Genomic DNA, 23,330 nt, shown 5'->3' on the forward strand with positions numbered 1-23,330 from the left:
AAATAAAACCAATCCGTAGAGTTGTATTGATGGATTGGTTTTTATGCTGGAGAAAGGATAAAGAGATGGAAAAATCAAGCATTCGAAAAAGTATGTTAGCGCGATTAAAAGGCTTGTCAGCAGAGGAGCGAGAAGCTTGGAGTGTATGGGCTGGTCAGGTCATTTATCAGCAGGAGGCTTATCAGAAAGCAAGTACAATTGCAACCTTTTTGTCCATGCCCCATGAAGTGGATACGACCTATTTGATTGCGCAGGCCAAGCAGGATGGAAAGCAGGTGGTAGTCCCTAAAACCTACGGGAAGGGACGTATGGTCTTTGTGCCGTATGATGCGAATGACTTGGTTTTAAGCACGTTTGGTGTCTGGGAGCCGCGGTCTGATGAGGTTGTTGATTCGTCAGAAATCGATATCATCCATGTTCCAGGGCTTGCTTGGAATGAGGCGGGCTACCGGATTGGTTACGGTGGTGGTTTTTATGATCGTTATCTGAAGAACTACCAAGGTATAACGGTCAGCACAATCTATGAGTTTCAGCGCTATGAGTTTAGCGAAGATGAGTTTGACCAAGCAGTAAGAGAGGTTTTGTGCTATGAAGGAAATGATGAATAAACGCTATCCTGTGACCAATGGCTTGTTACTTGTGACAACGCTGGTCTTTTTAGCCATGCAGTTTTTGCGTTTTGGAGAGGCAACGACTGCGCAAGCCATCTATGATTTTGGTGGGATGTATGGGCGGATTGTGAAGCTAGATCCGACCCAGTTGTGGCGCTTGGTATCACCGATTTTTGTCCATATTGGTTGGGAACATTTTCTCTTTAACAGCATGACTCTCTACGTTTTTGGGTATCAATTGGAGGAAATTTTTGGTTCGAAGCGCTTTTTCCTTCTTTATTTCTTATCGGGAATCATGGGAAATATTTTTGTTCTATTCTTAACGCCTGATACAGTGGCAGCGGGTGCTTCGACATCTTTATTTGGCTTGTTTGGAGCGATGGTCGTTCTGCGTTATTATAGCCGCAATCCCTATCTACAGCTCTTGGGGCAGCGCTATATTGCCCTTCTTCTCATCAATTTGGCATTGGGCTTTTTCAATCCTGAAATCAGTCTTGCAGGTCATGTCGGGGGTGTCTTTGGAGGAGCTTTGGCGAGTATCTTTTTGCCGCCTTTACGAGAACCTTATCTCTTTACCCTCAAGCAAAAGCGTTTGGCGCTGCTCCTCTATACTGTCTTTGCGCTGGGGTTCATTTTGCTAAGTCTTCATTTGTAGTGATTGCGTTATTCTGCATTCTGCCTCATATAAAATAAAACTAACTGGCTATAAAAAACACGAAGAGGCTGGGCAAAAACTCAATTTTTAACCTCTCTCTTAAAAACTGGACAATATAAAATGGCTTAGAATCAACGTTTCTTGACAACGTTAATCTAAGCCATTTACTATTTTTAAGACTTTTTGCCCAGCCTCTTCGTGTTTTCTTTATTTTTGATCGTCTAATTTTTTCCCAAGATTGATGAGGTAGCGTTTCAAATCCTCTTTCACCTGCGGATGTTGTAATGCATAGTCAATCGAGGTTTTCATGAAACCAAATTTATCTCCGACATCGTAGCGGTTACCCTTAAATTCACGGGCAAAGACACGTTGGGTTTTGTTCAGTGTATCGATGGCATCTGTTAATTGAATTTCATTGCCTGCTCCTGGTTTTTGGTTTTCTAAAATATCAAAGATTTCAGGAGTGAGGAGGTAGCGACCGATGATGGCAAGATCAGACGGGGCATCCTCAGGTGCTGGTTTTTCCACAAAGGTATCCACGCTGTAAAGACCGTTGATGCCTTCACCTTGTGGTGCAATGACCCCATACGAAGAAACTTCTTCATGAGGAACAGGCATGACCGCAATGGTAGCAGCATGGGTCTTTTCATAGTCGCTCATCAATTGTTTGGTGAGTGGAATGGCCTTTTTGTTGGTGATGTCCATTAAGTCATCGCCTAGCATGACAACGAAGGGTTCGTTTCCCACAAAGGCTTTAGCTTGCAATACAGCATCACCTAGACCTCGAGGGTGGCTTTGGCGGATGAAATGCAGGCGAATGCCTGTTGTTTCGTCAACTAATTTTAAGAGATCATTTTTCCCTTTTTCTTTGAGGTTGTATTCCAATTCAAAATTAGAGTCAAAGTGGTCTTCAATGGAACGTTTTGATTTTCCTGTGACGACTAAAATGTCTTCAATTCCTGAAGCCAGTGCTTCTTCTACAATGAATTGAATGGTTGGCTTGTCTACAATCGGTAACATCTCTTTTGCCAAAGCTTTGGTCGCAGGAAGGAAGCGGGTTCCTAGTCCTGCTGCTGGGATGACGGCTTTTCTGACTTTTTTTTCCATGTAGTCTCCTTTATGACCATTCATTTTCCTGACGGAATTCGCTAGACATAATATTTTTAATGGCTTCGTCAATGCTAGCCCCTTGGTAGATGACGCTGTAAATAGCCTGGGTAATCGGCATGTAGACACCTAGCTCTTGGGCGAGCTCGTAGGCAACCTTGGTCGTTGAAATTCCCTCGATGACCATGCCCATGTTGCGCTCGATGTCTTCTAATTTCTCACCGCGTCCAAGCTGATCACCTGCCCGCCAGTTACGTGAGTGAACAGATGTTCCTGTAACAATCAAGTCACCGACCCCAGATAGACCGCTGTAGGTCAATGGATTTGCGCCCATTTCGACACCGAGTCGGGTGATTTCGGTCAATCCTCTAGCGATAATGGCAGCCTTGGCATTGTCACCATAGCCAAGCCCGTGAAGTGCGCCAGCACCGACCGCGATGATATTTTTAAGTGCACCAGCTGTTTCAACGCCGATAACATCATTGTTGGTGTAGAGGCGGAAGTAGTGGTTGCTAAAGAGAGTTTGGACGTATTGGGCAGTTTCTAAGTCTTTAGAAGCTGCGGAGATAAGGGTTAAATCGCGAATAATGGTTTCTTCAGCATGGCTTGGTCCTGATACGACGACAATCTCGCTGCGAAGTGTTGCAGGAATTTCCTCTTCTAAGACAGTAGAGAGGCGCTTGTGACTTTCTGGCTCGAGTCCTTTAGAAGCATGCATGACCACGACCTTGTGATCCAGCGTCTCAGCGACTTGTTTTGCAACCAAACGCATGACCTTGGTCGGTACGACGAGGAGCACGGCATCAACACTATCTAATGCTTCACTCAAGTCCTTATAGGCCTTAATAGCAGGGTCTAGGACAATATCCTTGAAGTAGCGTTTGTTGGTGTGGAATTGGTTGATTTCATCGATTTGCTCTGGGATATTTCCCCAGATCCGCACTTCGTGCCCATTGTCATTGAGGACTTGCGACAGGGCGGTTCCCCATGATCCAGGGCCTAGTACAGCGATTTTTTGTTTGTTCATTATGCTTCCTCTCTTTGGGAGTAATCAGTATCTTTATTCTATCATATTTATGAAAAATTTGCATGGGCAACTTTTTTCTAATGAGCAAAAAGGATTGAAACTAAGCCTCAAATATGATACCATGGAGGGTATTATCAAAGTGAGAAGGAGACGATATGCTCATCAAAGCGATTATGAAATACAAGTGGCATGTCCTAGCGTCTATTAGTATGGTCATGTTATATGTCGGAAGTAGCTTGTTGCAGCCGCGATTTTTACAGAGTGTGTTAGCAGCTGTAGCAACAAATGATCAAGCAGAAATTTATCAACTTGGTGGCTGGTTGCTAGGAATTGCAGGAGTGGGACTGCTCGCAGGAGCGCTCAATACGGTTCTTGCTGCCTACATTGCCCAATCAGTGTCGGCGGACTTACGAGAGCAGATGTTCAAGAAAATCCAAACCTTTTCCTACGCCAATATCGAAGAATTTAACGCAGGAAACTTGGTTGTACGGATGACCAATGACATTTCTCAGGTGCAAAACCTGCTCATGATGACCTTTCAGGTCTTACTTCGGATGCCCTTGCTGTTTACAGGAGCTATTGTTTTTGCGATCATGACCATGCCGTCCTTGTGGTGGATTGTTCTTTTGATGATTGTCTTGATTGGTACGACCATGACAGTGATTATGGGGATTATGGGACCGCGTTTTGGTCGCTTCCAGCAATTGTTGGATAGACTAAATGCCATTGCTAAGGAAAATCTTCGTGGCGTGCGGGTGGTCAAATCCTTTGTTCAAGAAAAAGAACAGGCTGAAAAATTTAATCAGGTATCTGATGACTTGCTGGAGTTGAATCTTTTTATCGGACGGGGCTTTTCTTTCTTAGAACCTGTATTTATTCTCGTTTCTTATCTGGCGATTTATGTGGCAATTTACTCAGTCTATGGGATGTTGGGCTCAAATCCAGAAGCGATTAACAAGCTCGCTTCTTTTAACACCTATCTGATTCAGGTTATGTTTTCGATTATCATGGTTGGGTTTATGGGGAGTAATGCCAGCCGTGCTATGATTTCCATTCGTCGGATTAAGGAAGTGTTAACTACAGAGCCAGCCTTGGTATATCAGGATGTAGCAGATCAGGAATTGATAGGAGACATTCGCTTTGACCATGTAACGTTCACTTATCCAAAAGATGAACAGCCGACCTTAAAAGACATCAGTTTTGAGATTAAAGCAGGTCAAATGGTCGGTGTGGTTGGAGCAACAGGTGCAGGAAAGTCGACCCTCGCACAGCTTATTCCACGCTTGTTTGACCCTCAAGAGGGACAGATTGAAATCGGTGGTGTCGATATTAAGACTGTTAGCCAAGCCACCCTGCGTCAGACGGTATCGATCATTTTGCAAAAAGCTATTCTCTTTTCAGGAACCATTGCTTCTAATATCCGTCAAGGAAAGCAGGATGCAGATGATGCAGAATTGGAAAGCGCTGCACGGATTGCCCAGGCGATGGAGTTTATCCACCGCATGCCCGACCGCTACCATAGTGATGTTGAAGAGCGGGGCAATAACTTCTCAGGTGGTCAGAAGCAACGGATGTCAATTGCCCGTGGACTGGTGGCAAAGCCTAACATTTTGATTTTGGATGATTCCACATCGGCCCTTGATGCCAAGTCTGAAAAGCTAGTGCAAGAGGCTTTAAACAAGGACTTGAAAGGGACAACGACCATTATCATTGCCCAGAAGATTTCGTCTGTTGTTAAGGCGGATACTATTTTGGTCTTGGATGAAGGTCGCTTGATTGGGCAGGGGACTCATAAAGAATTACTTGCAACCAATAGCGTGTATCGTGAAATTTTTGAAACCCAGAAAGGAAAGGAGGAAGAATAGATGAAAACAGCACGGTTTTTTTGGACCTATTTTAAACAATTCAAACTGTCTTTTGCTATTATCTTTTTAGCCATTCTCCTTTCGACGGGTATGCAGGTCATCACTCCTGTCTACATGGGAAAAGCAGTGACAGAGTTGACCGAATTAGCCCAGAAAATGGCAGCAGGAGAGGCTGTAGATCCAGGAGTATTTTTTACGACCTTAAAAAGCTTGCTCGTAGCCGTATTTCTGATGGCAGCAAGCGCCGTCACCTACGCTCTCCTGTTTACAAGAATTATTTCCCGCTCAACCAATCAGATGCGCAAAGGCTTGTTTGGGAAGCTTGAACGCTTGACGGTTCGCTTCTTTGACCAACATCAGGACGGGGAGATTCTTTCTCGTTTTACATCAGACTTGGATAATATCCAAAATGCTTTTAACATGTCCTTGACCAACGTGGTGACCCAGTCGGTCCTCTATATCGGGATTGTCATCATGATGTTTCTCCAAAATAGCAAACTGGCGCTTGTCGTGGTAGCGACTAGCCCTCTTGCTTTTGCCTTTTTATTCTTTATTATCCGCATGTCACGGAAATATACAGATTTGCAGCAAAAAGAAGTGGGGCAGTTGAATGCCTATATGGATGAGCATATTTCAGGACAAAAAGCGATTATCGTTCAGGGCTTGCAGGAGCAGGTTATTGATGGTTTTATGGAGCGCAATGCCAGAGTACGGAAAGCTACCTTTAAAGGGCGGATTTTCTCAGGTTTGCTCTTTCCTGTTATGAATGGGCTGAGCTTGATCAATACTGCTATTGTGATTTTTGTGGGTTCTACGATTGCTCTGTCAGATAGTAGCTTATCAACGGCTGCTGCACTAGGTTTAGTAGTAACCTTTGTCCAATATTCCCAGCAATACTACCAGCCCATGATGCAGGTTGCGTCAAGCTGGGCAGAGATGCAGTTGGCCTTTACAGGAGCGCACCGGATTCAGGAAATGTTTGACGAGAAAGAAGAAGTCCGTCCGCAACATGCGCCAGCCTTTACTAAATTAGAAGACAAGGTCGAGATTGACCGAGTAGACTTCAGTTATGTAGCTGGGAAACCGATTTTGAAGCAGGTCAGCATTACCGCACCGAAGGGTCAGATGACGGCAGTTGTTGGGCCGACCGGCTCTGGAAAGACGACCATTATGAACTTGCTCAATCGTTTCTACGATGTAGACGGAGGAAGCATTCGTTTTGACGGGACAGACATTCGGGAATTTGAACTCGACAGTCTCCGCCAAAATGTCGGAATCGTCTTGCAGGAATCGCTCCTCTTTTCAGGTACGATTCGTGACAATATCGCCTTTGGAGCAGGTGATGTCTCGCAGGAAATGGTAGAAACAGCTGCTCGGGCGACCCATATTCATGATTTTATCAAGAGTCTGCCAGAAGGCTACGATACCTATGTCGATGATGAAAATAATGTCTTTTCAACAGGGCAGAAACAGTTGATTTCCATTGCACGAACCCTGTTGACAGATCCGCAAATTTTGATTTTGGATGAGGCGACTTCTAACGTTGATACTGTGACAGAAGCTAAGATTCAGTCAGCCATGGAAGCTATCGCAGCAGGTCGGACTAGCTTTGTCATCGCTCATCGCTTGAAGACAATTCTCAATGCTGATCAAATCATTGTCTTAAAAGACGGCGAAGTCATTGAGCAGGGGAATCACCATGAACTGCTTAAACTCGGCGGATTCTACGCAGAATTGTACCATAACCAGTTTGTCTTTGAATGACACTTGTTAAAAATCAAAACAGCACCGCACAAGGTGCTGTTTTGAACTATGCTTGAATATGTATTGAGAATGTCACCACGCAAATGCTCTTGTTATTTCTTTTTATATAGCACCATTTTCGTGTTGTTCTCCTTTTTCATCATTTTTCACGAATATATAGTATAATGGTAGGTAACTAGACTACAGTTTTAGGAGACAAACATGAAACAACGTGGATTTGAATTGGTATCGCACTTTACAGATGAGAACTTGCTGCCAAAGCGTGAGACAGCGCATGCGGCGGGCTATGATTTGAAAGTGGCAGAGCGTGTGGAGCTTGCTCCAGGTGAGATTAAGCTGGTGCCAACAGGTATCAAGGCTTATATGCAAGCAGGTGAGGTTCTCTACCTCTATGACCGCTCGTCCAATCCTCGCAAGAAAGGCTTGGTTTTGATTAACTCAGTCGGTGTGATTGATGGCGATTATTATGGGAATCCCGCTAATGAAGGGCATATCTTTGCGCAGATGCAAAATATTACGGATAGGACCGTCGTGCTTGAAGTCGGAGAGCGCATTGTTCAAGCTGTCTTTGCGCCCTTTTTACTAGCAGACGGTGATGAAGCAACAGGCACGCGGACAGGTGGCTTTGGCTCAACGGGGAATTAAGCATGGCCAAGAAAAAAGCAACCTTTGTCTGTCAAAATTGTGACTACCATTCACCTAAGTACTTAGGACGTTGCCCCAATTGCGGAGCTTGGTCCTCTTTTGTGGAAGAAATCGAAGTCGCAGAAGTCAAAAATGCGCGCGTGTCCTTGACAGGAGAAAAGACCAAGCCTGTTAAGCTCAATCAAGTCACTTCAAGCAATGTCGCCCGCACTAAAACTGATATGGCAGAGTTTAACCGCGTTCTCGGTGGTGGTGTAGTGCCAGGAAGCCTTGTTCTAATCGGTGGTGACCCGGGGATTGGAAAGTCTACTCTCCTCTTACAAGTTTCCACCCAGCTGGCGAGTCGTGGAACAGTTCTTTATGTCAGTGGAGAGGAATCAGCAGAGCAAATCAAGTTACGTAGCGAACGCCTGGGGGATATCGACAATGAATTTTATCTCTATGCCGAAACCAACATGCAGAGTATTCGAGCCGAGGTGGAGAAGATTCAGCCTGATTTTCTGATTATCGACTCCATCCAGACTATTATGAGTCCTGAAATCTCCAGTGTCCAAGGTTCGGTCAGCCAAGTCCGTGAGGTGACCGCAGAGCTGATGCAGATTGCAAAGACCAACAACATCGCAACCTTTATCGTAGGACATGTGACCAAGGAAGGAACGCTTGCGGGACCTCGCATGCTAGAACACATGGTAGACACTGTTTTGTATTTTGAGGGCGAACGTCAGCACACCTTTCGTATCCTGCGGGCCGTGAAAAATCGTTTTGGCTCAACCAATGAAATCGGAATTTTCGAGATGCAGTCGTCAGGTCTTGTGGAAGTGCTAAACCCTAGTCAGGTCTTTTTAGAAGAGCGGTTGGACGGTGCAACTGGTTCAGCCATTGTTGTGACCATGGAGGGGACACGTCCGATTTTAGCTGAGGTTCAGGCCTTGGTAACACCGACCATGTTTGGCAATGCCAAGCGCACAACGACAGGTCTTGATTTTAATCGGGCAAGCCTCATTATGGCAGTCTTAGAAAAGCGAGCTGGCTTACTTTTGCAAAACCAAGATGCTTATCTCAAGTCAGCAGGCGGTGTAAAACTAGATGAACCAGCTATTGACTTAGCGGTTGCTGTTGCCATTGCCTCAAGTTACAAGGATAGACCAACCAATCCTCAGGAATGTTTTATCGGAGAAATCGGTTTGACAGGTGAAATCCGTCGTGTCAACCGCATCGAGCAACGAATCAATGAAGCAGCCAAGCTTGGCTTCACCAAGATTTACGCTCCCAAAAACTCCCTTATAGGTCTTGAAATCCCCCAAGGTATCACGATCGTTGGTGTGACGACCATTGGTGAGGTCTTGCAGAAAGTATTTGGTTAGCTTACACGAAAAATGTAATAGAAGAGAAAAGCTAGAGATTCTATCTGGAATGTCTAGCTTTTTGCGTAAATCTGTCTAAAACATTCGGAAGTAGCAACAAGATTTTGCATTACCAAGCCCATATGCTGACAAATGCTCCATAAAATGATAGCCTAAGAAAAAGAAATGAAAATATACGATATGCACGAAAGGAGTTTTCATGTCTTATTTTCAACAGTTTATGAAGGCCAATCAGGCCTATGTCGATTTGCATGGCACGCACCATTTGCCCTTGAAACCAAAAACTAGGGTAGCGATTGTGACCTGTATGGATTCGCGGCTCCACGTGGCACAAGCCTTGGGGTTGGCGCTTGGAGATGCTCATATTTTGCGGAATGCTGGAGGTCGTGTGACTGATGACATGATTCGCTCGCTGGTCATTTCCCAGCAACAACTAGGTACTCGGGAAATTGTGGTTTTGCACCATACGGATTGCGGAGCTCAGACCTTTACCAATAAAGAGTTTCAGGCAGAGTTGCAGGAAAAATTTGACGTAGATGTGTCTCATCAGGACTTTTTGCCCTTTAGTGATGTGGAAGAAAGTGTTCGTGAGGATATGAACTTGTTGAGACAATCTCCCTTGATTCCAGAGGATATTGAGATTTCTGGTGCGGTCTATGATGTGGATACAGGGCGCATGACAGAAGTTGTATAAGATACGAGGGCGTAAAAAAAGCAAATGAAAAATAGGAAATACGACGAAGAAGCGCAAGCTTCTAGGAGTATTTATACCTAAAGGTAGCCATATCTATAATCTAGCTAAAGCTAGAACGGCTATGTCTCTTTTTTCCGAGCTTTTAGTCCGAGTTCAATTTCATAAGATACAAAGGACGTCAAGAGCAAAGTATACCCCTAGGGCATCCGTATCTGTAGAACGAGCAAGCTCGCAACAGCTACGGTAAGATAGGAGATTGACGATGTGCTCGATGAACACAAGGCAATCGATCCCTAAAGGGAGCCTCAGCTGTAACCAGCTAAAGCTGGAACATCTGCGTCCCCACTAAAGGGAGCCTCAGCTGTAACCAGCTAAAGCTGGAACATCTGCGTCCCCGCTAAAGGGAGCCTCAGCTGTAACTAGCTAAAGCTGGAACATCTGCGTCCCCACTAAAGGGAGCCTCAGCTGTAACCAGCTAAAGCTGGAACATCTGCGTCTCTTTTTCACCCAGTGCTTAGCTCGTGTTCAGTTCTCAATCCACTATATCGTTATGAGGGTGTGATGCGTATTCAATAAAAATGGGAAATTCATCTGCTATCAGGCTTGACAGGTTTTGAGGAAAAGTGTATAGTTGTATTAAATAAACGACACAAAAGGAGACTACATCATGGCTGATAACCGAATGAAGTATACCATTGACAGCAATATGCAATTTCCGCTGGTTGAGATTGCCTTAGAAAGAGGCGAAACTGCTTATATTCAGCGGGGAAGCATGGTCTATCATACACCGAGTGTAACCTTAAACACCAAGCTGAATGCGCGTGGTGGCTCTGGTCTTGGGAAGCTCATGGGAGCAATTGGACGTTCTGTGACATCTGGCGAGTCCATGTTTATCACGGAGGCAATGTCAAGCGCTGATGACGGCACATTAGCCCTTGCTCCGTCCATGCCAGGTCAAGTCATTGTGCTTGAATTGGGAGCAAAGCAATATCGTCTAAATGACGGTGCTTTTTTAGCCCTAGATGGTTCTGCCCAGTATAAAATGGAACGCCAAAGCGTGGGTCGTGCTTTGTTTGGTGGTCAAGGTGGCTTCTTTGTCATGACGACAGAAGGAGAAGGGACCTTACTTGCTAATGCCTTTGGCTCCATTAAAAAACTGGAATTAAACGGTGGCAGTATTACGATTGACAATGCCCATGTAGTAGCTTGGAGCAGGGACTTGAACTACGATATTCATCTTGAAAATGGCTTCTTGCAGTCTATTGGTACAGGCGAAGGCGTGGTCAATACCTTCTCGGGTTACGGTGAAATCTACGTTCAAAGTTTAAATATCGAAACCTTTGCCCAAGTTATCGGAAGCCATATCATCACAGGTGGTGGAGACGGTGGCGGCAAGACTACCTTACTTGATGCCTTTCTATAGTGCAAGAGACACGCGTCAACAATCAAACGCATGTCAGATTTTTGAGTCTGAAGTTCAGTAAAAAGGAGTTTCTATGACCTTATTTCCCGCTATAGCAGCTTTTCTTCCCTATCAAGGGGATAAATATATCGCGCCTGAAAAGGCGGGCGAATTAGAAGAGAGCATGCGTGAGATGAGACACGTAGCGCAGGCTGCACGCAAGGAATTTCAGCAGCTAGCCCAAGCATTCCACGCGCTTCATCCCAGCCTTGACATGCACCGCACGAGCCAATGGATGAATCAGGCTCAGTATGCGCGCCCTCATTTCTGGACCTATTTTCAAAGTGAGGGTGGGGTTAGCAAGCCCATGTTTGCCCTGCGCTTGTATGGAAATCAAAGAGCTTATGGTATCTCAGTAGAGGTGAGCTTTGTCGAGCGTAAAAAAGATGAGACAAGCCTTGTCAAGCAAAATCAGGTTTTGCAGGTTGCGGTAGCAGATCCTGTCTATTACATGGTTCAGGCAAATGGAGAAAGTCGGCGGGTAGAAGGGACAGAAGAAAATCGCTTCAGTCTTCTTGAGCAACTAGCCCAAGACCAGATTCGCAAAGTTTTGGTGAAGCTGGATATTGACCTGACCAAGGCAGATAGCATGGAGTCCGTTTTACATCAGCTGGAATCAGCTTTTGAAACTTTACAGCCCTATTATCAAGCGACAACCATCAAATTGTAAGAATTAACGGAGAAAAATCAGGTTTGATTCTTCTTCGTTTTTCATTTTCAATGCCCAATCCTGCCACTTACCCTCGAAAATGAACCACTCACGAAAATGGTCTTGCCTTTGTGTCAAATCTTGCTATAATGAGGTATAGCAAAATAAGGAGGGAGTTATGAAAATACGGATCGAGCTAGATGACAGCTTGGACGATGTGGAAGTGGTTATCAAGACCGCTCGTTTGACGGATCAAGTTGACCAGTTGCAGCAGCTGTTGTCCAAGATGAATCAGCCCTCCTTGATCTTTTACAAGGATGCGAGCGAGTATTTCGTCAAACTAGAGGATATTTTATTTTTCGAAACAGATGGTGCGAAGATTTTTGCCCATTCAAGGACAGATGCTTACGAGGTCAAGTTAAAGCTCTACGAGTTAGAAGAGGTCCTACCGATTACCTTTTGCAGGATTTCAAAGTCCAGCATTGCAAACGTTCGTGCGATATATTCGCTCGATAAGTCCTTTTCAGGGACCAGTCGGATTCGCTTTGCGGACACGCACAAGGTAGTTCATGTATCGCGTCATTATTATCAGTTATTAAAAGAAAGATTGCAGGAGTTGAGGTAGTGCGATGAAAAAGTATGCATTAGGAATTGGCTTGTTGGTTTTGTCAGGCTTGGTCTTGTTTCAAAATTATTTGCCACGGTTTGATCTTTCCATTTGGAAAATGGTCTGGCTTGTCGTATTGGCAGTAGGCTTGGTGAACGGTCTGGTAAAGAGAAGATTGTACGATAGTTTCTTTTTTGGAACTTGGTTGTTTATCTTGCTGAACAAGCAGTATCATTTTTTAATGATGGATACCAAGACAATCATTGTCGGAGCCATCTTGGCCTGTCTGGGTTGTCACATTCTCTTTAAGCCCAAGCGAGGAAATATTCGCTTTTTGGGAGATTTCAAGTCTGTCGCAAGTGGTGGAAAAGGAGCTATGGTCGAAGACGAAGACAGTGTAGCCTTTGGTAGCTCGACCCGTTACATTCACGACACCAATTTTGTACGTGACACGGTTGATGTCGCTTTTGGCAGTACAACGATTTACTTTGACAATACCGTCATGGCTGGTGAGGAGGCGACCTTTATTGTTGATGCAGCATTTTCAACAGTGCGGCTCTATGTGCCAGATACCTGGCTGGTAGAGGTCAGGGCAGATAAGGCTTTTAGCAGTATTCAGCAGGTATCTCCTCCTATCGTATTTGACAAGAAACTCGTGGTCAAGGCTGATTTAGCCTTTTCGACCCTTGAAATTATCAGCTTATAAGAAATCAGCCCTTGTGGCTGATTTTTTGGCTCAAAGTAGGGGATATGTGCTATAATAGGACTATTGAATGTTGACAAGGAGAGCTTATAGCAAATGACAAAACCTATTCGTGTGCGTTATGCACCAAGTCCAACTGGACTATTACACATCGGAAATGCGCGGACGGCGCTCTTTAACTATTTGTATGCACGTCATCATGGCGGAACTTTTTTGATTCGGATTGAAGATACTGACCGCAAGCGCCATGTCGAAGACGGTGAGCGTTCTCAGATGGAAAATCTGCGTTGGTTAGGGATTGATTGGGATGAAAGCCCAGAAACTCATGAAAAGTACCGCCAGTCAGAACGGCTTGACATTTATCAAGAGTATGTTAATGAACTGTTAGCAAAAGGTTTGGCCTACAAATCTTACGTGACCGAGGAAGAATTGGCGGCTGAGCGTGAGCGCCAAGAGGCAGCTGGTGAAACACCGCGCTACATCAATGAATACCTTGGGATGTCAGATGAAGAAAAGGCAGCCTATGTTGCGGAACGTGAGGCTGCAGGTATCATTCCGACCGTTCGTCTGGCCGTAAATGAAGCTGGCATCTACAAATGGAATGACATGGTCAAGGGTGAGATTGAGTTTGAAGGTGGCAATATCGGTGGCGACTGGGTCATTCAGAAAAAAGATGGCTACCCAACCTACAACTTTGCCGTGGTCATCGATGACCACTTAATGGAGATTTCCCATGTTATCCGTGGAGATGACCATATTGCCAATACCCCTAAACAACTGATGGTCTATGAAGCCCTTGGTTGGGAAGCACCAGCATTCGGTCACATGACCTTGATTATCAACTCTGAAACGGGTAAGAAACTATCCAAACGTGATACCAACACGCTTCAGTTTATTGAAGATTACCGCAAAAAAGGCTATTTGCCAGAAGCAGTCTTTAACTTTATTGCCCTTCTTGGTTGGAATCCTGGTGGGGAGCATGAAATCTTCTCTCGTAAGGAATTGATTGAGCTATTTGACGAAAATCGTCTCAGCAAATCACCAGCAGCTTTTGATCAGAAGAAGCTTGATTGGATGAGCAATGAATACATCAAGAATGCGGACTTTGCAACGATTTTTGAACTGGCAAAACCATTTTTAGCAGAGGCAGGTCGTTTGACAGACAAGGCCGAAAAATTGGTGGAACTTTACAAACCGCAAATGAAAGCAGTCGATGAAATCGTGCCATTGACAGACCTCTTCTTTGAAGACTTCCCAGCTCTTACTGAAGCTGAAAAAGAAGTCATGGCAGGAGAAACCGTACCGACTGTTCTGACCGCTTTCAAAGAAAAATTGGAAGCCATGACGGAGGAGGACTTCAAGTCTGAAAACATCTTCCCACAAATCAAAGCGGTTCAAAAAGAGACTGGTATCAAGGGTAAAAACCTCTTTATGCCGATTCGGATTGCCGTATCAGGCGAAATGCACGGACCAGAATTACCAGATACCATTTATCTGCTCGGCCGTGAAAAATCAATTCAGCATTTGGACAATATGCTGACAGAAATTACGAAATAATGTGAAAAGCCTGGGAACTCCCTAGGCTTTTTCTGCTAATAATTTATTGAGTTGTTCAACTAACCCGGTCAAGTTTGTAATCTGTTGCTCGAGCAGCTGAATTTGTGTTCTTCGTTCTGCGATTTCATCTTGCAGGACTTCTCGGTTTTCGAGCCACTGCTCTTTAGTGCCACACATGGTGTCATGGACTTCCTTTATGCGTTGAATGGCTTTAATAGATAGTCCCAATTCCCGCAGTTGGAGAATATTTTCCAGGTCGGTGCAATCTTTTTGGTTCCAGCTGTATTGGCCTTGTTGAGTTGCTGGAGAAAGCAGTCCTTTTCGAATATAAAATCGAAGGGTATCTCGGCTAATCTTGTAGGTTTGAGTGATTTGTCCAGTTTTCATGGAACTCCTTTCAAGTAGGGTTGACAGGGTCTTGGTCTTAGTCCCTCATGTTTTAATGGTGAACAAGGAGGAAAGATATGTTTCAGTTTTTGATTTTCTTGTATGTTACCTTGCCATTTTTGGCTGTATTGTTCATGAAAGAGCGAGTTTCTGCACTTTGGCGACTGGTTTATGCAATACCAGTCTTTCTGGTATTTCTGGCTTTGCTAGGGCAAGTTGACAGAGTTGTCAGTCAGGGGATGTTCATTGCTAGCTTAGTCCTTCTTTGGCTGATTCGTCCCTTAGTAGGAAAATTTGTTTTTGGTCAGGTTCACCTGTCTCATTTTCTCCTTCATGGTCTTATCAGCCTGTTGCTTGTATTGGGATTATTCGTTTTCTAAAAACAACTGCTCGACGTACTCTTTTTGCCGTGGAATGATGAGGGCATTTTCTAGAAAGGTAGGTAAATCTTTGCGTGACACCCAAATGAAATCAGTTGTTTCTCCGTCTTGGAGAGTAATCGTATCTTTTTTGCCATCGACCTTCGCCCAAAAGAGGTCAAAGATACAGTGGTCATCATGGGCCACAAAATGGTGATAATGAATGAGCTGATCAGTCTGTAGCTGGATACCGGTTTCTTCTGCCATTTCACGCAGGATAGCTGTCTCAGGACTTTCGCCAAGTAGGGCAGAGCCGCCTGCGGTTGCTTCAAAATAGTTGGGAAAGGCGGGTTTCGTACTATCTCGCTTCATGAACAGGATGCTTCCGTCCTTGTGGGCAATGATACATTCGACGACTAGGTGATAAAGCCCTTTGGGAATCACTTTGCCACGCTCTAAAATGACGTCTGTTTTCTCTCCAGTTTCTAAGTAAGCATTCCAATATTCCGTCATGATCTACTCCTTTGATTTTGTGGTAAAGATAGGATATCATAAATTTTCAAAAAAATCTGCAAAAAATCGTGGGAAAGGGCATAACTAAGCAGTTTATTGGCTTTTTTGAAAAATATGGTATAATAGAAGTAATTTTGAAAGATGGAGTTAGATTTTGAAGAAAACGTATCGTGTGAAGCGTGAACGTGATTTTAACGATATTTTTACACAAGGCAAAAATGTAGCCAATCGGAAGTTTGTGATTTATCGATTGGCTAAGGAGCAAGGGCATTTCCGAGTGGGTTTATCTGTCAGTAAAAAATTGGGAAATGCAGTAACGCGCAATAGAATCAAACGTAAAATTCGACATGTTCTGATGGAATGTGCTCCTTATCTAGCTACAGATGATTTTGTCGTTATTGCGCGTAAAGGCGTTGAGGAGTTGACTTATCAAGAAATCAAACAAAATCTTCTACATGTTTTAAAACTAGCTAAACTATACCAGGAAGGTGTTTCTCTTGAAAAAGAAAGTTAAATGGGCTAGTCTGCTTACCATATCCCTGCTGTTACTGACGGCTTGTGGTAGGGGAGATGTGACCAGCCAATCGACAGATGCTTGGGAACGATTGATTTATTGGTTTGCAAGTATCATCAAATTGTTGTCTATTAATGGACAGTTGGGAGTTGGGATTATTCTCTTTACCATCTTAGTCCGCACGCTCCTCTTGCCACTTTTCCAATTGCAGATGACCTCATCTCGGAAAATGCAGGAATTGCAACCTCAATTGCGAGCTTTGCAAGAGCAGTACCCAGGAAAAGATTTGGAGAGTAGAGAGCTTTTGACGCAAGCTACACGCAAGCTCTACAAGGACAATGACGTCAAAATGTCTGCGTCTATGATACCCGTCTTTATCCAGATGCCAATTTTGCTGGCCCTTTATCAGGCGCTTACAAGGGTGCCAGACTTGCGGGTTGGACAGTTCCTTTGGTTAAATCTCGGAGAGACTGATCCTTACTATATCTTGCCTATTCTAGCCACTGTTTTTACATTCTTGAGTATGTGGTTGAGCAATAAGGCTGCGCCAGAACGCAATGGTGCGATGACGGTCATGATGGTTGCGATGCCGCTGATGATTTTAATGTTTGCCCTAACAGCAGCAAGTGGTGTTACTCTTTATTGGACGGTATCAAATGCCTATCAGGTCTTCCAAATCTTAGCCTTGAACAATCCCTTTAAAATCATTGCGGAGCGAGAGGCCAAGATTGAAGCGGAGCGGGAGCGTCAAGCTAAAATTAGAAAAGCTCAGAAAAAAGCTCGGAAAAAGAAATAGGATATTAGGAGATAAAAGATGAAATTTACAGGAGCAACAGTTGAAGAGGCAATTCAGAATGGATTGGCAGAATTAAATATTCCTCGTAAGAGAGCGCATATCACCGTACTTGCACGTGAGAAAAAAGGATTTTTAGGGTTTGGGAAAAAGCCTGCTCAAGTTGACATCGATGTTATTGATGAAACCACGGTTGTTAAAGCCAATCAAAAGGCTATTCGTGGTGTTCCAAGTGAGGTCAATGAGCTCAATGATCCGGTTAAAAGTGTTTCTGAAGCAACGATTGACCTTGGGAAAGTGGTTGCGGCAGTCAAAGAATTTGAAAAAACAGGTCAGCACTTGGAGGATACGGTAAAGGCTAAAATCTTGAAAAACAAGAAGGATGCGAAGGCCATTCTTGCTGAGACAGGTCGTATCGAGATTCTTAAAGACGAAGATATCATGGCAGGAGCAGAGCCTGAAGTAGCTCAGGCTGAATCGTTTGATGATTTAGATATTAAGATTGAGCAACAATACGATATTGACCAAGTAGTAGCAGAAGTCTCTGCCTATATCCAAGAAATCTTAGATGACATGGATGTGGAAGCCCGTATTGAAACAACCCATAACCGCCGTACAATTAATCTCCAAGTGGATACTGATGAGCCAGGACGCGTCATTGGCTACCACGGAAAAGTGTTGAAATCCTTGCAACTCTTGGCGCAGAATTTCTTGTACAACCGTTATGAGCGTAATTTCTATATTACCATCAATGTCAATGACTACGTGGAGCACCGTGCTGAGGTCTTGCAAGGCTATGCTCAAAAACTGGCAGAGCGCGTGCTTGAAGAGCAAGAGGCTTACCATACAGACCCAATGTCTAGTAGCGAACGCAAGATTATTCACCGCATCATTTCCAAAATGGACGGTCTAACTAGTTATTCAGAAGGTAGTGAGCCAAACCGTTATGTGGTGGTAGATATCGAAGGAAAAAATGACTAAAATGGATAGACTGGAGGAATAATCCTCTGGTTTTTTCTTGAAAATTTTCCTTGTTTCCTGTTATTTTTTCATGGAATTTGACAAAATGATTGAAATTTAAAGAACTGACCAGCCGGTATAGCTTGACAAAGCCGACAGAATCAGATAGAATAGTAAAGTATGTTTAGTAACTGATCAAAACTAGCCGGCTAAACGAATACAAAATCTATGAGGAGGTATTCATCGTGAAACGTACTTTTCAACCAAGTAAAATCCGTCGTGCACGCAAACACGGATTCCGTAACCGTATGTCAACTAAAAACGGCCGTCGCGTGTTAGCAGCTCGTCGTCGTAAAGGACGCAAAGTGCTTGCAGTGGCATAATAAAACGATAAAAAAGCCAGCAGAAACTCGAGTCTGTTGGTTTTTTTATGGCAAAAGCGGTATAATAGAACAAATAAGTTAGTAGGTGTTTAAAAGCCTAGGAGAAAAAGATGATTCAAATTTTTGATACCCATACCCACCTCAACGTTGAAGAATTTGAGGGGCGAATTGAGGAAGAGTTGGCCTTAGCTGCAGAAATGGGTGTGACCAGAATGAATGTGGTAGGCTTTGATGAGCCGACGATTGAGCGCGCCTTGGACTTAGCAAACCGCTATGAGCAGGTCTATGCGACCATTGGTTGGCACCCAACGGAAGCTGCTACCTATACTGATGAGGTTGAAGAGTTTTTACGTCAGAATCTTAAGCACGATAAGGTCATTGCCCTGGGTGAGATTGGCTTGGATTACCACTGGATGACAGCTCCTAAAGAGGTGCAGGAGCAGGTCTTTCGCCGGCAGATTGCTTTATCAAAAGAACTCGGCTTGCCCTTTGTTGTCCATACTCGCGATGCCTTAGAGGATACCTATGACATCATCAAGAGCGAGGGCGTTGGAGCACGTGGTGGGATTATGCATTCTTACTCTGGTTCTTTGGAAATGGCAGAGCGGTTTATCGATCTTGGCATGACCATTTCATTTTCAGGAGTTGTCACTTTTAAAAAGGCTTTAGAGATCCAAGAAACAGCAACTCGTTTGCCGATTGATAAGATTTTGGTGGAGACAGATGCGCCCTATCTAGCTCCTGTTCCTAAGCGCGGAAGGGAGAATCGTACTGCCTATACCCGTTATGTGGTGGAGAAGATTGCAGATCTTCGTGGCTTATCTTTGGAAGAAGTGGCTACTAGAACCTACGCTAATGCACAAGAGTTGTTTGGGTTAAAAGACTGATATGAAGAAAAAAATATCAGAAATCATCGTAGTTGAAGGTCGAGATGATACGGCTAATCTCAAACGGTTTTACGAGGTAGAAACCTATGAAACCAGAGGATCTGCCATTTCGCAGGAGGATCTTGAGCGTATTAAGCGTTTGAATGACTTACATGGGGTGATTGTTTTTACAGATCCGGATTTTAACGGGGAGCGGATTCGGAAGATGATCATGGTAGCTGTTCCAACGGCAAAACATGCCTTCTTAAACCGAGATGAGGCAGCACCTGACTCTAAGACCAAGGGAAAGTCGCTCGGTATTGAACATGCTTCTTTTGAGGATTTGGACAAGGCGCTGTCGCAGGTCTTGGGTGCAGAGGACAAAAAGTCTACCTTTGACATCACACGGAGTGATTTGATTCGCTTCGGCTTTCTAGCAGGCGGAGATAGTCGCAAACGTAGGGAATACCTTGGACAACAGCTCCGTATTGGCTACACCAATGGCAAGCAACTTTTGAAACGTCTAGAGATGTTTGGTATTTCCTTAGCAGAAGTGGAAGAGGTTATGGCGGGATATGAGTAAGAAAGTGATACTATTGCGTGGCGTAACGCCGACAGGGCAAAATCGCATTCCAAAGATGTCTTATTTGGTAGAAATTCTGCAAAAAGCAGGGCTCGAAGAAGTCAAAACATATATTCAAAGTGGGAATATCGTGTTACAGACAACGAAGTCAGATGAAGAAATCAAGCAGATTGTTCACGATGTGATACGTGAGAAGATTGGGGCTGATTTGGCGGTAGTTGTTAAAACACCCCAGCAATTGGAAAGGGCTGCGGCTGAACAGCCATTTGATGATTCACACGACAGAACTAGGATTCATTTGGTTTTTACAAATGACACTATTGCCCAAACTAGGCTCGACAAACTACTTCAGGAAGATTTTGGCGATGAAAAGCTGGTTCAAGGTAGCGAATGTTTGTACTTATATCTGCCACGTGATGCGAAAAAGAAACGCTTATACACGAATTATCTCGAAAAACGCTTGGACAGCACCATGACGGCACGCAAACTGAGTGTCGTAGAACGTTTGATGGGGATGTAGGGAACAGGGTAAAAATCTATTGCCTCACTCTTTATGGACTTTATATTGAAAGAAAGGAATTGAATATGAGCTAAAAGTGTCGAGAAAATAGTGGCTTTTTAGTTTGTATGTACTTTTAGAAACAGAAAGGAACTGAACCCGGGCTACGGCCTGTGCCAAAAAGATAGTTTTTTTGTAGATGCCAGCATCTCCGTACAAAAACTCCTGTTTTGGCTTTGTCCGTTTTACGCCCTTGGTATCTTATATGAGAATTGCAGATTATAGTGTGACGCGTGCGATTTTGGAGCGTCATGGTTTTACGTTTAAGAAGTCCTTTGGTCAGAATTTTTTGACGGACACTAATATCTTACAGAAGATTGTGGATACGGCTGAGATTGATGAGTCGGTCAATGTGATTGAGATTGGACCAGGAATTGGAGCTTTAACAGAATTTTTGGCAGAGCGAGCAGCGGAGGTTATGGCTTTTGAAATTGATGACCGTTTGGTGCCGATTTTGGCGGATACCCTGCGTGATTTTGACAATGTGACGGTGGTCAATCAGGATATTTTAAAGACTAATTTGGTGGAGCATGTCAAGCAGTTTAAAAATCCTGATTTACCGATTAAGGTAGTAGCCAATCTTCCGTACTACATCACGACACCGATTTTGATGCACCTGATTGAAAGTAGCATTCCATTTAGCGAATTTGTCGTGATGATGCAGCGCGAGGTAGCGGACCGGATTTCTGCTGAGGCGAATACCAAGGCTTATGGCAGCTTGTCTATTGCGGTGCAGTATTATATGACTGCTAAAGTAGCCTTTATCGTGCCTCGCACGGTTTTTGTCCCTGCTCCAAATGTGGATAGTGCGATTTTGAAAATGACCAGACGTCCAGAGCCTGCGGTAGCAGTCGCAGATGAAAGCTTCTTTTTCAAGGTGGCAAAAGCCAGTTTTACTCACCGCCGCAAGACCTTGTGGAACAACTTGACCAGCTATTTTGGCAAGGCTGACAGCGTCAAAGAAAAGCTAGAAGCAGCGCTTGTAGCAGCAGACCTACAACCCTCTGTTCGCGGTGAGGCTCTTAGTCTGGAAGATTTTGCTCGATTGAGTGATGCATTGAAAGTAGCAGGACTAGGTTAAAATAGGCTAATACTTGTTGAAATTCAAAGATAACCCACTTATCCACCATTTACAACCTTAAAACATATAAATTGGTTACATTGACAAGGTTAAGATAGTGATTGGGTTAGGTTGGAAATACAGTAAGCCGAAGGTGTGTACACATATGCTGCTTTTGCAGTAGTGGTATTGAGGCTGGGTAAAAGTCTTAAAAATAGTAAATGGCTTAGATTAACGTTGTCAAGAAACGTTGATTCTAAGTCATTTTTTTTATTGTTCAATGTTTAAGAGGCTGGCTAAAAATTGAGTTTTTACCCAGCCTCAATGAAAATCAAAAATAGCTATTTTGTCTTATAAATATCACCAGATGAAAAATACCGAGGAGTTTGGGACAAAAGTTCGATTAGAAAAGTAAAAAGCGAACAAAGGAAGAGTTCAACCTTAAAACTCTCTCTTTGTTCGTTTTTGTATGATATAAGATCGTAAAAAAATCGATAGAAAATAAGGGAGACAGGCGCTGGAATCGCATTTCAGGTTAGTCTCATCTATTTTTCGAGATTTTAGCTCGTATTCAAATAGTCATATATTTTGGTAGAAGATACTATATGAAACTATTGAATTTCCAAGGTGAAACACTTTTATGCGCAATCTTCCGGATTCCATTCTTTTGTGGGGGAATGCGGTGCGCTCATCATGGTCTGCCCCACTCTCTTCGGTGTTTTATGCGTAAGTATGTATCTGTGTTTTCATATCGTCGGGTGAAAGACTGATGGTACGATAGCCTCTTGGTAAAACACCATAACAATTGTAGCCAGAAACATTTCCATAGATAAATCGATGGTTCAAAAACAAGCCTTCAAAATTATTATCATGGTCATGGCCACAGAAAATAGCATTGATATGCTGTTGATATAGGATATGACTGAAAAGACCAGTATTTAATTTAGGAGCTGAAATACGAGGATTCATTTCCCAATAGTGACCATCAATGATGTGCTCTCCTGCTTGTTCAAATTCAGGTAGAGGAATATGTAAAAAGAGTAGGTCATGGGTTAAGTGTGGGTAGTTGTCCAAATATTGTCGAGAAGTTTCTTTATACCAATTCACTTGCTCTAAGGATACCCAGTCATAGCTTTCGATATCTAGCAGCGCATCCGCTCCAGAATCAATAAAATAAAGGACATTGCTGAGCTGATTATTGTGATAGAGTTCAATCGTAAAACATTCCTTATGATCGCTATCAAAAAACGAGTGAGACTTTGGTGCTAAATGGTGGAATAATTCTTTCTCCAGGGCATGCAAATCTTTTCGGGACAAGGATTGTTCAGAATCGTGATTTCCATAAGTAATGGCAAGGGGAATAGGATATTGATTAAAAATTTCAGCTAGGGCAATCAGACCTTTTTGTGGGTCTTTTACCCCGTCTGACCAAATTAAGTCACCAGTGATACAAATTAAATCGGCTGATGTCGTCTCAAGAGTTGCCCTAATTTGTTCAAATGTTTTGAGGTCATCTTGATTAAAGGGAGCTTCACCGATATGAATATCAGTAAATTGTAAGATGTTGAATGGTTTGGTTGTATAAGTGAGCATGTAGTGGCTCCTTTCTTTCGTTCTCTATGCTTTTACCATAACGAATATTG

Annotated in this window: 26 protein-coding genes; 21 read left to right on the forward strand and 5 right to left on the reverse strand. The window is 43.6% G+C overall.

Going from position 1 to position 23,330, the window contains the following annotated elements:
• Positions 1-65 precede the first annotated feature (65 nt).
• Together CHF41_RS00795 and CHF41_RS00800 are read left to right on the forward strand one after the other, a co-directional pair.
• Positions 66-608, forward strand: a complete 543-nt coding sequence (locus CHF41_RS00795; protein ID WP_119875573.1) for a 5-formyltetrahydrofolate cyclo-ligase — start codon at positions 66-68, stop codon at positions 606-608.
• On the forward strand, positions 589-1,266 hold the full coding sequence (locus tag CHF41_RS00800; RefSeq protein ID WP_119875574.1) for a rhomboid family protein: 678 nt from the start codon (positions 589-591) through the stop codon (positions 1,264-1,266). Before CHF41_RS00795 ends, CHF41_RS00800 begins: the two co-directional genes overlap by 20 nt.
• Positions 1,267-1,473: 207 nt before the next feature.
• Here CHF41_RS00800 and galU read toward each other — a convergent pair whose 3' ends face one another.
• A complete protein-coding gene (gene galU / locus CHF41_RS00805) occupies positions 1,474-2,373 on the reverse strand; it encodes a UTP--glucose-1-phosphate uridylyltransferase GalU (protein WP_119875575.1) in 900 nt (299 codons plus the stop codon).
• Positions 2,374-2,383: 10 nt separating this feature from the next.
• On the reverse strand, positions 2,384-3,400 hold the full coding sequence (locus tag CHF41_RS00810; protein WP_119875576.1) for an NAD(P)H-dependent glycerol-3-phosphate dehydrogenase: 1,017 nt from the start codon (positions 3,398-3,400) through the stop codon (positions 2,384-2,386).
• Between the two features lie 155 nt (positions 3,401-3,555).
• Between CHF41_RS00810 and CHF41_RS00815 the strand changes: the two genes are divergently transcribed.
• The 10 genes from CHF41_RS00815 (at position 3,556) to gltX (ending at position 14,710) form a co-directional block, all read left to right on the forward strand.
• Entirely contained in the window at positions 3,556-5,265 is a 1,710-nt protein-coding gene (locus CHF41_RS00815; protein WP_119875577.1) for an ABC transporter ATP-binding protein, read from the forward strand.
• The gene (locus CHF41_RS00820; protein ID WP_119875578.1) at positions 5,266-7,029 is read left to right on the forward strand and encodes an ABC transporter ATP-binding protein; all 1,764 of its coding nucleotides are present in this window, start codon (positions 5,266-5,268) and stop codon (positions 7,027-7,029) included.
• Positions 7,030-7,230: 201 nt separating this feature from the next.
• Positions 7,231-7,674: a dUTP diphosphatase gene (locus CHF41_RS00825; protein WP_119875579.1), complete on the forward strand. Its 444-nt coding sequence runs from the start codon at positions 7,231-7,233 to the stop codon at positions 7,672-7,674.
• Between the two features lie 2 nt (positions 7,675-7,676).
• The gene (radA, locus tag CHF41_RS00830) at positions 7,677-9,038 is read left to right on the forward strand and encodes a DNA repair protein RadA (RefSeq protein WP_119875580.1); all 1,362 of its coding nucleotides are present in this window, start codon (positions 7,677-7,679) and stop codon (positions 9,036-9,038) included.
• A 199-nt stretch (positions 9,039-9,237) separates the two neighbouring features.
• Complete coding sequence (locus tag CHF41_RS00835; protein ID WP_119875581.1) at positions 9,238-9,732, forward strand: beta-class carbonic anhydrase; 495 nt, start codon at positions 9,238-9,240, stop codon at positions 9,730-9,732.
• Positions 9,733-10,399: 667 nt separating this feature from the next.
• Complete coding sequence (locus tag CHF41_RS00840) at positions 10,400-11,155, forward strand: TIGR00266 family protein (RefSeq protein ID WP_119875582.1); 756 nt, start codon at positions 10,400-10,402, stop codon at positions 11,153-11,155.
• Positions 11,156-11,228: 73 nt separating this feature from the next.
• Positions 11,229-11,864: a ribonuclease P gene (locus CHF41_RS00845; RefSeq protein WP_119875583.1), complete on the forward strand. Its 636-nt coding sequence runs from the start codon at positions 11,229-11,231 to the stop codon at positions 11,862-11,864.
• Between the two features lie 157 nt (positions 11,865-12,021).
• Positions 12,022-12,468: a LytTR family DNA-binding domain-containing protein gene (locus tag CHF41_RS00850; RefSeq protein ID WP_119875584.1), complete on the forward strand. Its 447-nt coding sequence runs from the start codon at positions 12,022-12,024 to the stop codon at positions 12,466-12,468.
• A gap of 4 nt (positions 12,469-12,472) precedes the next feature.
• Positions 12,473-13,156, forward strand: a complete 684-nt coding sequence (locus tag CHF41_RS00855; protein ID WP_119875585.1) for a hypothetical protein — start codon at positions 12,473-12,475, stop codon at positions 13,154-13,156.
• Between the two features lie 93 nt (positions 13,157-13,249).
• Positions 13,250-14,710 carry a glutamate--tRNA ligase gene (gene gltX / locus CHF41_RS00860; protein ID WP_119875586.1) on the forward strand — a complete coding sequence of 487 codons (1,461 nt, stop codon included), beginning with the start codon at positions 13,250-13,252 and terminating at the stop codon, positions 14,708-14,710.
• A gap of 21 nt (positions 14,711-14,731) precedes the next feature.
• Here the strand turns inward: gltX and CHF41_RS00865 are convergent, their stop codons facing one another.
• Entirely contained in the window at positions 14,732-15,097 is a 366-nt protein-coding gene (locus CHF41_RS00865) for a MerR family transcriptional regulator (protein ID WP_119875587.1), read from the reverse strand.
• 77 nt (positions 15,098-15,174) lie between these two features.
• Here CHF41_RS00865 and CHF41_RS00870 point away from each other — a divergent pair, with 77 nt between their 5' ends.
• Positions 15,175-15,477, forward strand: a complete 303-nt coding sequence (locus CHF41_RS00870; protein ID WP_119875588.1) for a hypothetical protein — start codon at positions 15,175-15,177, stop codon at positions 15,475-15,477.
• On the opposite strand, the gene CHF41_RS00875 is transcribed toward CHF41_RS00870, so the two are convergent.
• Positions 15,463-15,969, reverse strand: a complete 507-nt coding sequence (locus tag CHF41_RS00875) for an NUDIX hydrolase (RefSeq protein ID WP_119875589.1) — start codon at positions 15,967-15,969, stop codon at positions 15,463-15,465. The genes CHF41_RS00870 and CHF41_RS00875 overlap by 15 nt on opposite strands.
• 154 nt (positions 15,970-16,123) lie before the next feature.
• On the opposite strand from CHF41_RS00875, the gene rnpA reads away from it, so the two are divergent.
• The 8 genes from rnpA (at position 16,124) to rsmA (ending at position 21,708) form a co-directional block, all read left to right on the forward strand.
• Positions 16,124-16,483, forward strand: coding sequence for a ribonuclease P protein component (rnpA, locus tag CHF41_RS00880; RefSeq protein ID WP_119875590.1), 360 nt, complete (start codon positions 16,124-16,126; stop codon positions 16,481-16,483).
• Positions 16,467-17,279, forward strand: coding sequence for a membrane protein insertase YidC (locus CHF41_RS00885; protein WP_119875591.1), 813 nt, complete (start codon positions 16,467-16,469; stop codon positions 17,277-17,279). The genes rnpA and CHF41_RS00885 overlap by 17 nt, the downstream gene beginning before the upstream one ends.
• 18 nt (positions 17,280-17,297) lie before the next feature.
• Positions 17,298-18,257 (forward strand): RNA-binding cell elongation regulator Jag/EloR, encoded by a 960-nt coding sequence (gene jag / locus CHF41_RS00890; protein ID WP_119875592.1) that lies wholly within the window; start codon positions 17,298-17,300, stop codon positions 18,255-18,257.
• Positions 18,258-18,481: 224 nt separating this feature from the next.
• The gene (gene rpmH / locus CHF41_RS00895) at positions 18,482-18,619 is read left to right on the forward strand and encodes a 50S ribosomal protein L34 (RefSeq protein ID WP_018368178.1); all 138 of its coding nucleotides are present in this window, start codon (positions 18,482-18,484) and stop codon (positions 18,617-18,619) included.
• A gap of 110 nt (positions 18,620-18,729) precedes the next feature.
• On the forward strand, positions 18,730-19,506 hold the full coding sequence (locus CHF41_RS00900; RefSeq protein WP_119875593.1) for a TatD family hydrolase: 777 nt from the start codon (positions 18,730-18,732) through the stop codon (positions 19,504-19,506).
• A 1-nt stretch (position 19,507) separates the two neighbouring features.
• Positions 19,508-20,068 (forward strand): ribonuclease M5, encoded by a 561-nt coding sequence (gene rnmV / locus CHF41_RS00905; protein ID WP_119875594.1) that lies wholly within the window; start codon positions 19,508-19,510, stop codon positions 20,066-20,068.
• Positions 20,061-20,588 carry a DUF1697 domain-containing protein gene (locus tag CHF41_RS00910; RefSeq protein WP_119875595.1) on the forward strand — a complete coding sequence of 176 codons (528 nt, stop codon included), beginning with the start codon at positions 20,061-20,063 and terminating at the stop codon, positions 20,586-20,588. The genes rnmV and CHF41_RS00910 overlap by 8 nt, the downstream gene beginning before the upstream one ends.
• Before the next feature lie 244 nt (positions 20,589-20,832).
• Positions 20,833-21,708 (forward strand): 16S rRNA (adenine(1518)-N(6)/adenine(1519)-N(6))-dimethyltransferase RsmA, encoded by an 876-nt coding sequence (rsmA, locus tag CHF41_RS00915; RefSeq protein WP_119877109.1) that lies wholly within the window; start codon positions 20,833-20,835, stop codon positions 21,706-21,708.
• A 699-nt stretch (positions 21,709-22,407) separates the two neighbouring features.
• Here the strand turns inward: rsmA and CHF41_RS00920 are convergent.
• On the reverse strand, positions 22,408-23,280 hold the full coding sequence (locus tag CHF41_RS00920; protein WP_119875596.1) for a metallophosphoesterase family protein: 873 nt from the start codon (positions 23,278-23,280) through the stop codon (positions 22,408-22,410).
• Positions 23,281-23,330 lie beyond the last annotated feature (50 nt).

It is taken from the genome of Streptococcus respiraculi (assembly GCF_003595525.1).
GTDB classification, from domain to species: domain Bacteria; phylum Bacillota; class Bacilli; order Lactobacillales; family Streptococcaceae; genus Streptococcus; species Streptococcus respiraculi.

Bases quoted from the DNA above. Each gene is read 5' to 3' on its own strand.
- rsmA (WP_119877109.1), top strand. From the start codon at position 20,833: ATGAGAATTGCAGATTATAGTGTGACGCGTGCGATTTTGGAGCGTCAT.
- CHF41_RS00900 (WP_119875593.1), top strand. From the start codon at position 18,730: ATGATTCAAATTTTTGATACCCATACCCACCTCAACGTTGAAGAATTT.
- CHF41_RS00920 (WP_119875596.1), bottom strand. From the start codon at position 23,280: ATGCTCACTTATACAACCAAACCATTCAACATCTTACAATTTACTGAT.
- CHF41_RS00845 (WP_119875583.1), top strand. From the start codon at position 11,229: ATGACCTTATTTCCCGCTATAGCAGCTTTTCTTCCCTATCAAGGGGAT.
- CHF41_RS00820 (WP_119875578.1), top strand. From the start codon at position 5,266: ATGAAAACAGCACGGTTTTTTTGGACCTATTTTAAACAATTCAAACTG.
- jag (WP_119875592.1), top strand. From the start codon at position 17,298: ATGAAATTTACAGGAGCAACAGTTGAAGAGGCAATTCAGAATGGATTG.
- radA (WP_119875580.1), top strand. From the start codon at position 7,677: ATGGCCAAGAAAAAAGCAACCTTTGTCTGTCAAAATTGTGACTACCAT.
- galU (WP_119875575.1), bottom strand. From the start codon at position 2,373: ATGGAAAAAAAAGTCAGAAAAGCCGTCATCCCAGCAGCAGGACTAGGA.
- CHF41_RS00825 (WP_119875579.1), top strand. From the start codon at position 7,231: ATGAAACAACGTGGATTTGAATTGGTATCGCACTTTACAGATGAGAAC.
- CHF41_RS00910 (WP_119875595.1), top strand. From the start codon at position 20,061: ATGAGTAAGAAAGTGATACTATTGCGTGGCGTAACGCCGACAGGGCAA.
- CHF41_RS00800 (WP_119875574.1), top strand. From the start codon at position 589: ATGAAGGAAATGATGAATAAACGCTATCCTGTGACCAATGGCTTGTTA.
- gltX (WP_119875586.1), top strand. From the start codon at position 13,250: ATGACAAAACCTATTCGTGTGCGTTATGCACCAAGTCCAACTGGACTA.
- CHF41_RS00870 (WP_119875588.1), top strand. From the start codon at position 15,175: ATGTTTCAGTTTTTGATTTTCTTGTATGTTACCTTGCCATTTTTGGCT.
- CHF41_RS00815 (WP_119875577.1), top strand. From the start codon at position 3,556: ATGCTCATCAAAGCGATTATGAAATACAAGTGGCATGTCCTAGCGTCT.
- rnmV (WP_119875594.1), top strand. From the start codon at position 19,508: ATGAAGAAAAAAATATCAGAAATCATCGTAGTTGAAGGTCGAGATGAT.
- CHF41_RS00835 (WP_119875581.1), top strand. From the start codon at position 9,238: ATGTCTTATTTTCAACAGTTTATGAAGGCCAATCAGGCCTATGTCGAT.
- CHF41_RS00865 (WP_119875587.1), bottom strand. From the start codon at position 15,097: ATGAAAACTGGACAAATCACTCAAACCTACAAGATTAGCCGAGATACC.
- CHF41_RS00855 (WP_119875585.1), top strand. From the start codon at position 12,473: ATGAAAAAGTATGCATTAGGAATTGGCTTGTTGGTTTTGTCAGGCTTG.
- CHF41_RS00875 (WP_119875589.1), bottom strand. From the start codon at position 15,969: ATGACGGAATATTGGAATGCTTACTTAGAAACTGGAGAGAAAACAGAC.
- CHF41_RS00850 (WP_119875584.1), top strand. From the start codon at position 12,022: ATGAAAATACGGATCGAGCTAGATGACAGCTTGGACGATGTGGAAGTG.
- CHF41_RS00840 (WP_119875582.1), top strand. From the start codon at position 10,400: ATGGCTGATAACCGAATGAAGTATACCATTGACAGCAATATGCAATTT.
- CHF41_RS00795 (WP_119875573.1), top strand. From the start codon at position 66: ATGGAAAAATCAAGCATTCGAAAAAGTATGTTAGCGCGATTAAAAGGC.
- CHF41_RS00810 (WP_119875576.1), bottom strand. From the start codon at position 3,400: ATGAACAAACAAAAAATCGCTGTACTAGGCCCTGGATCATGGGGAACC.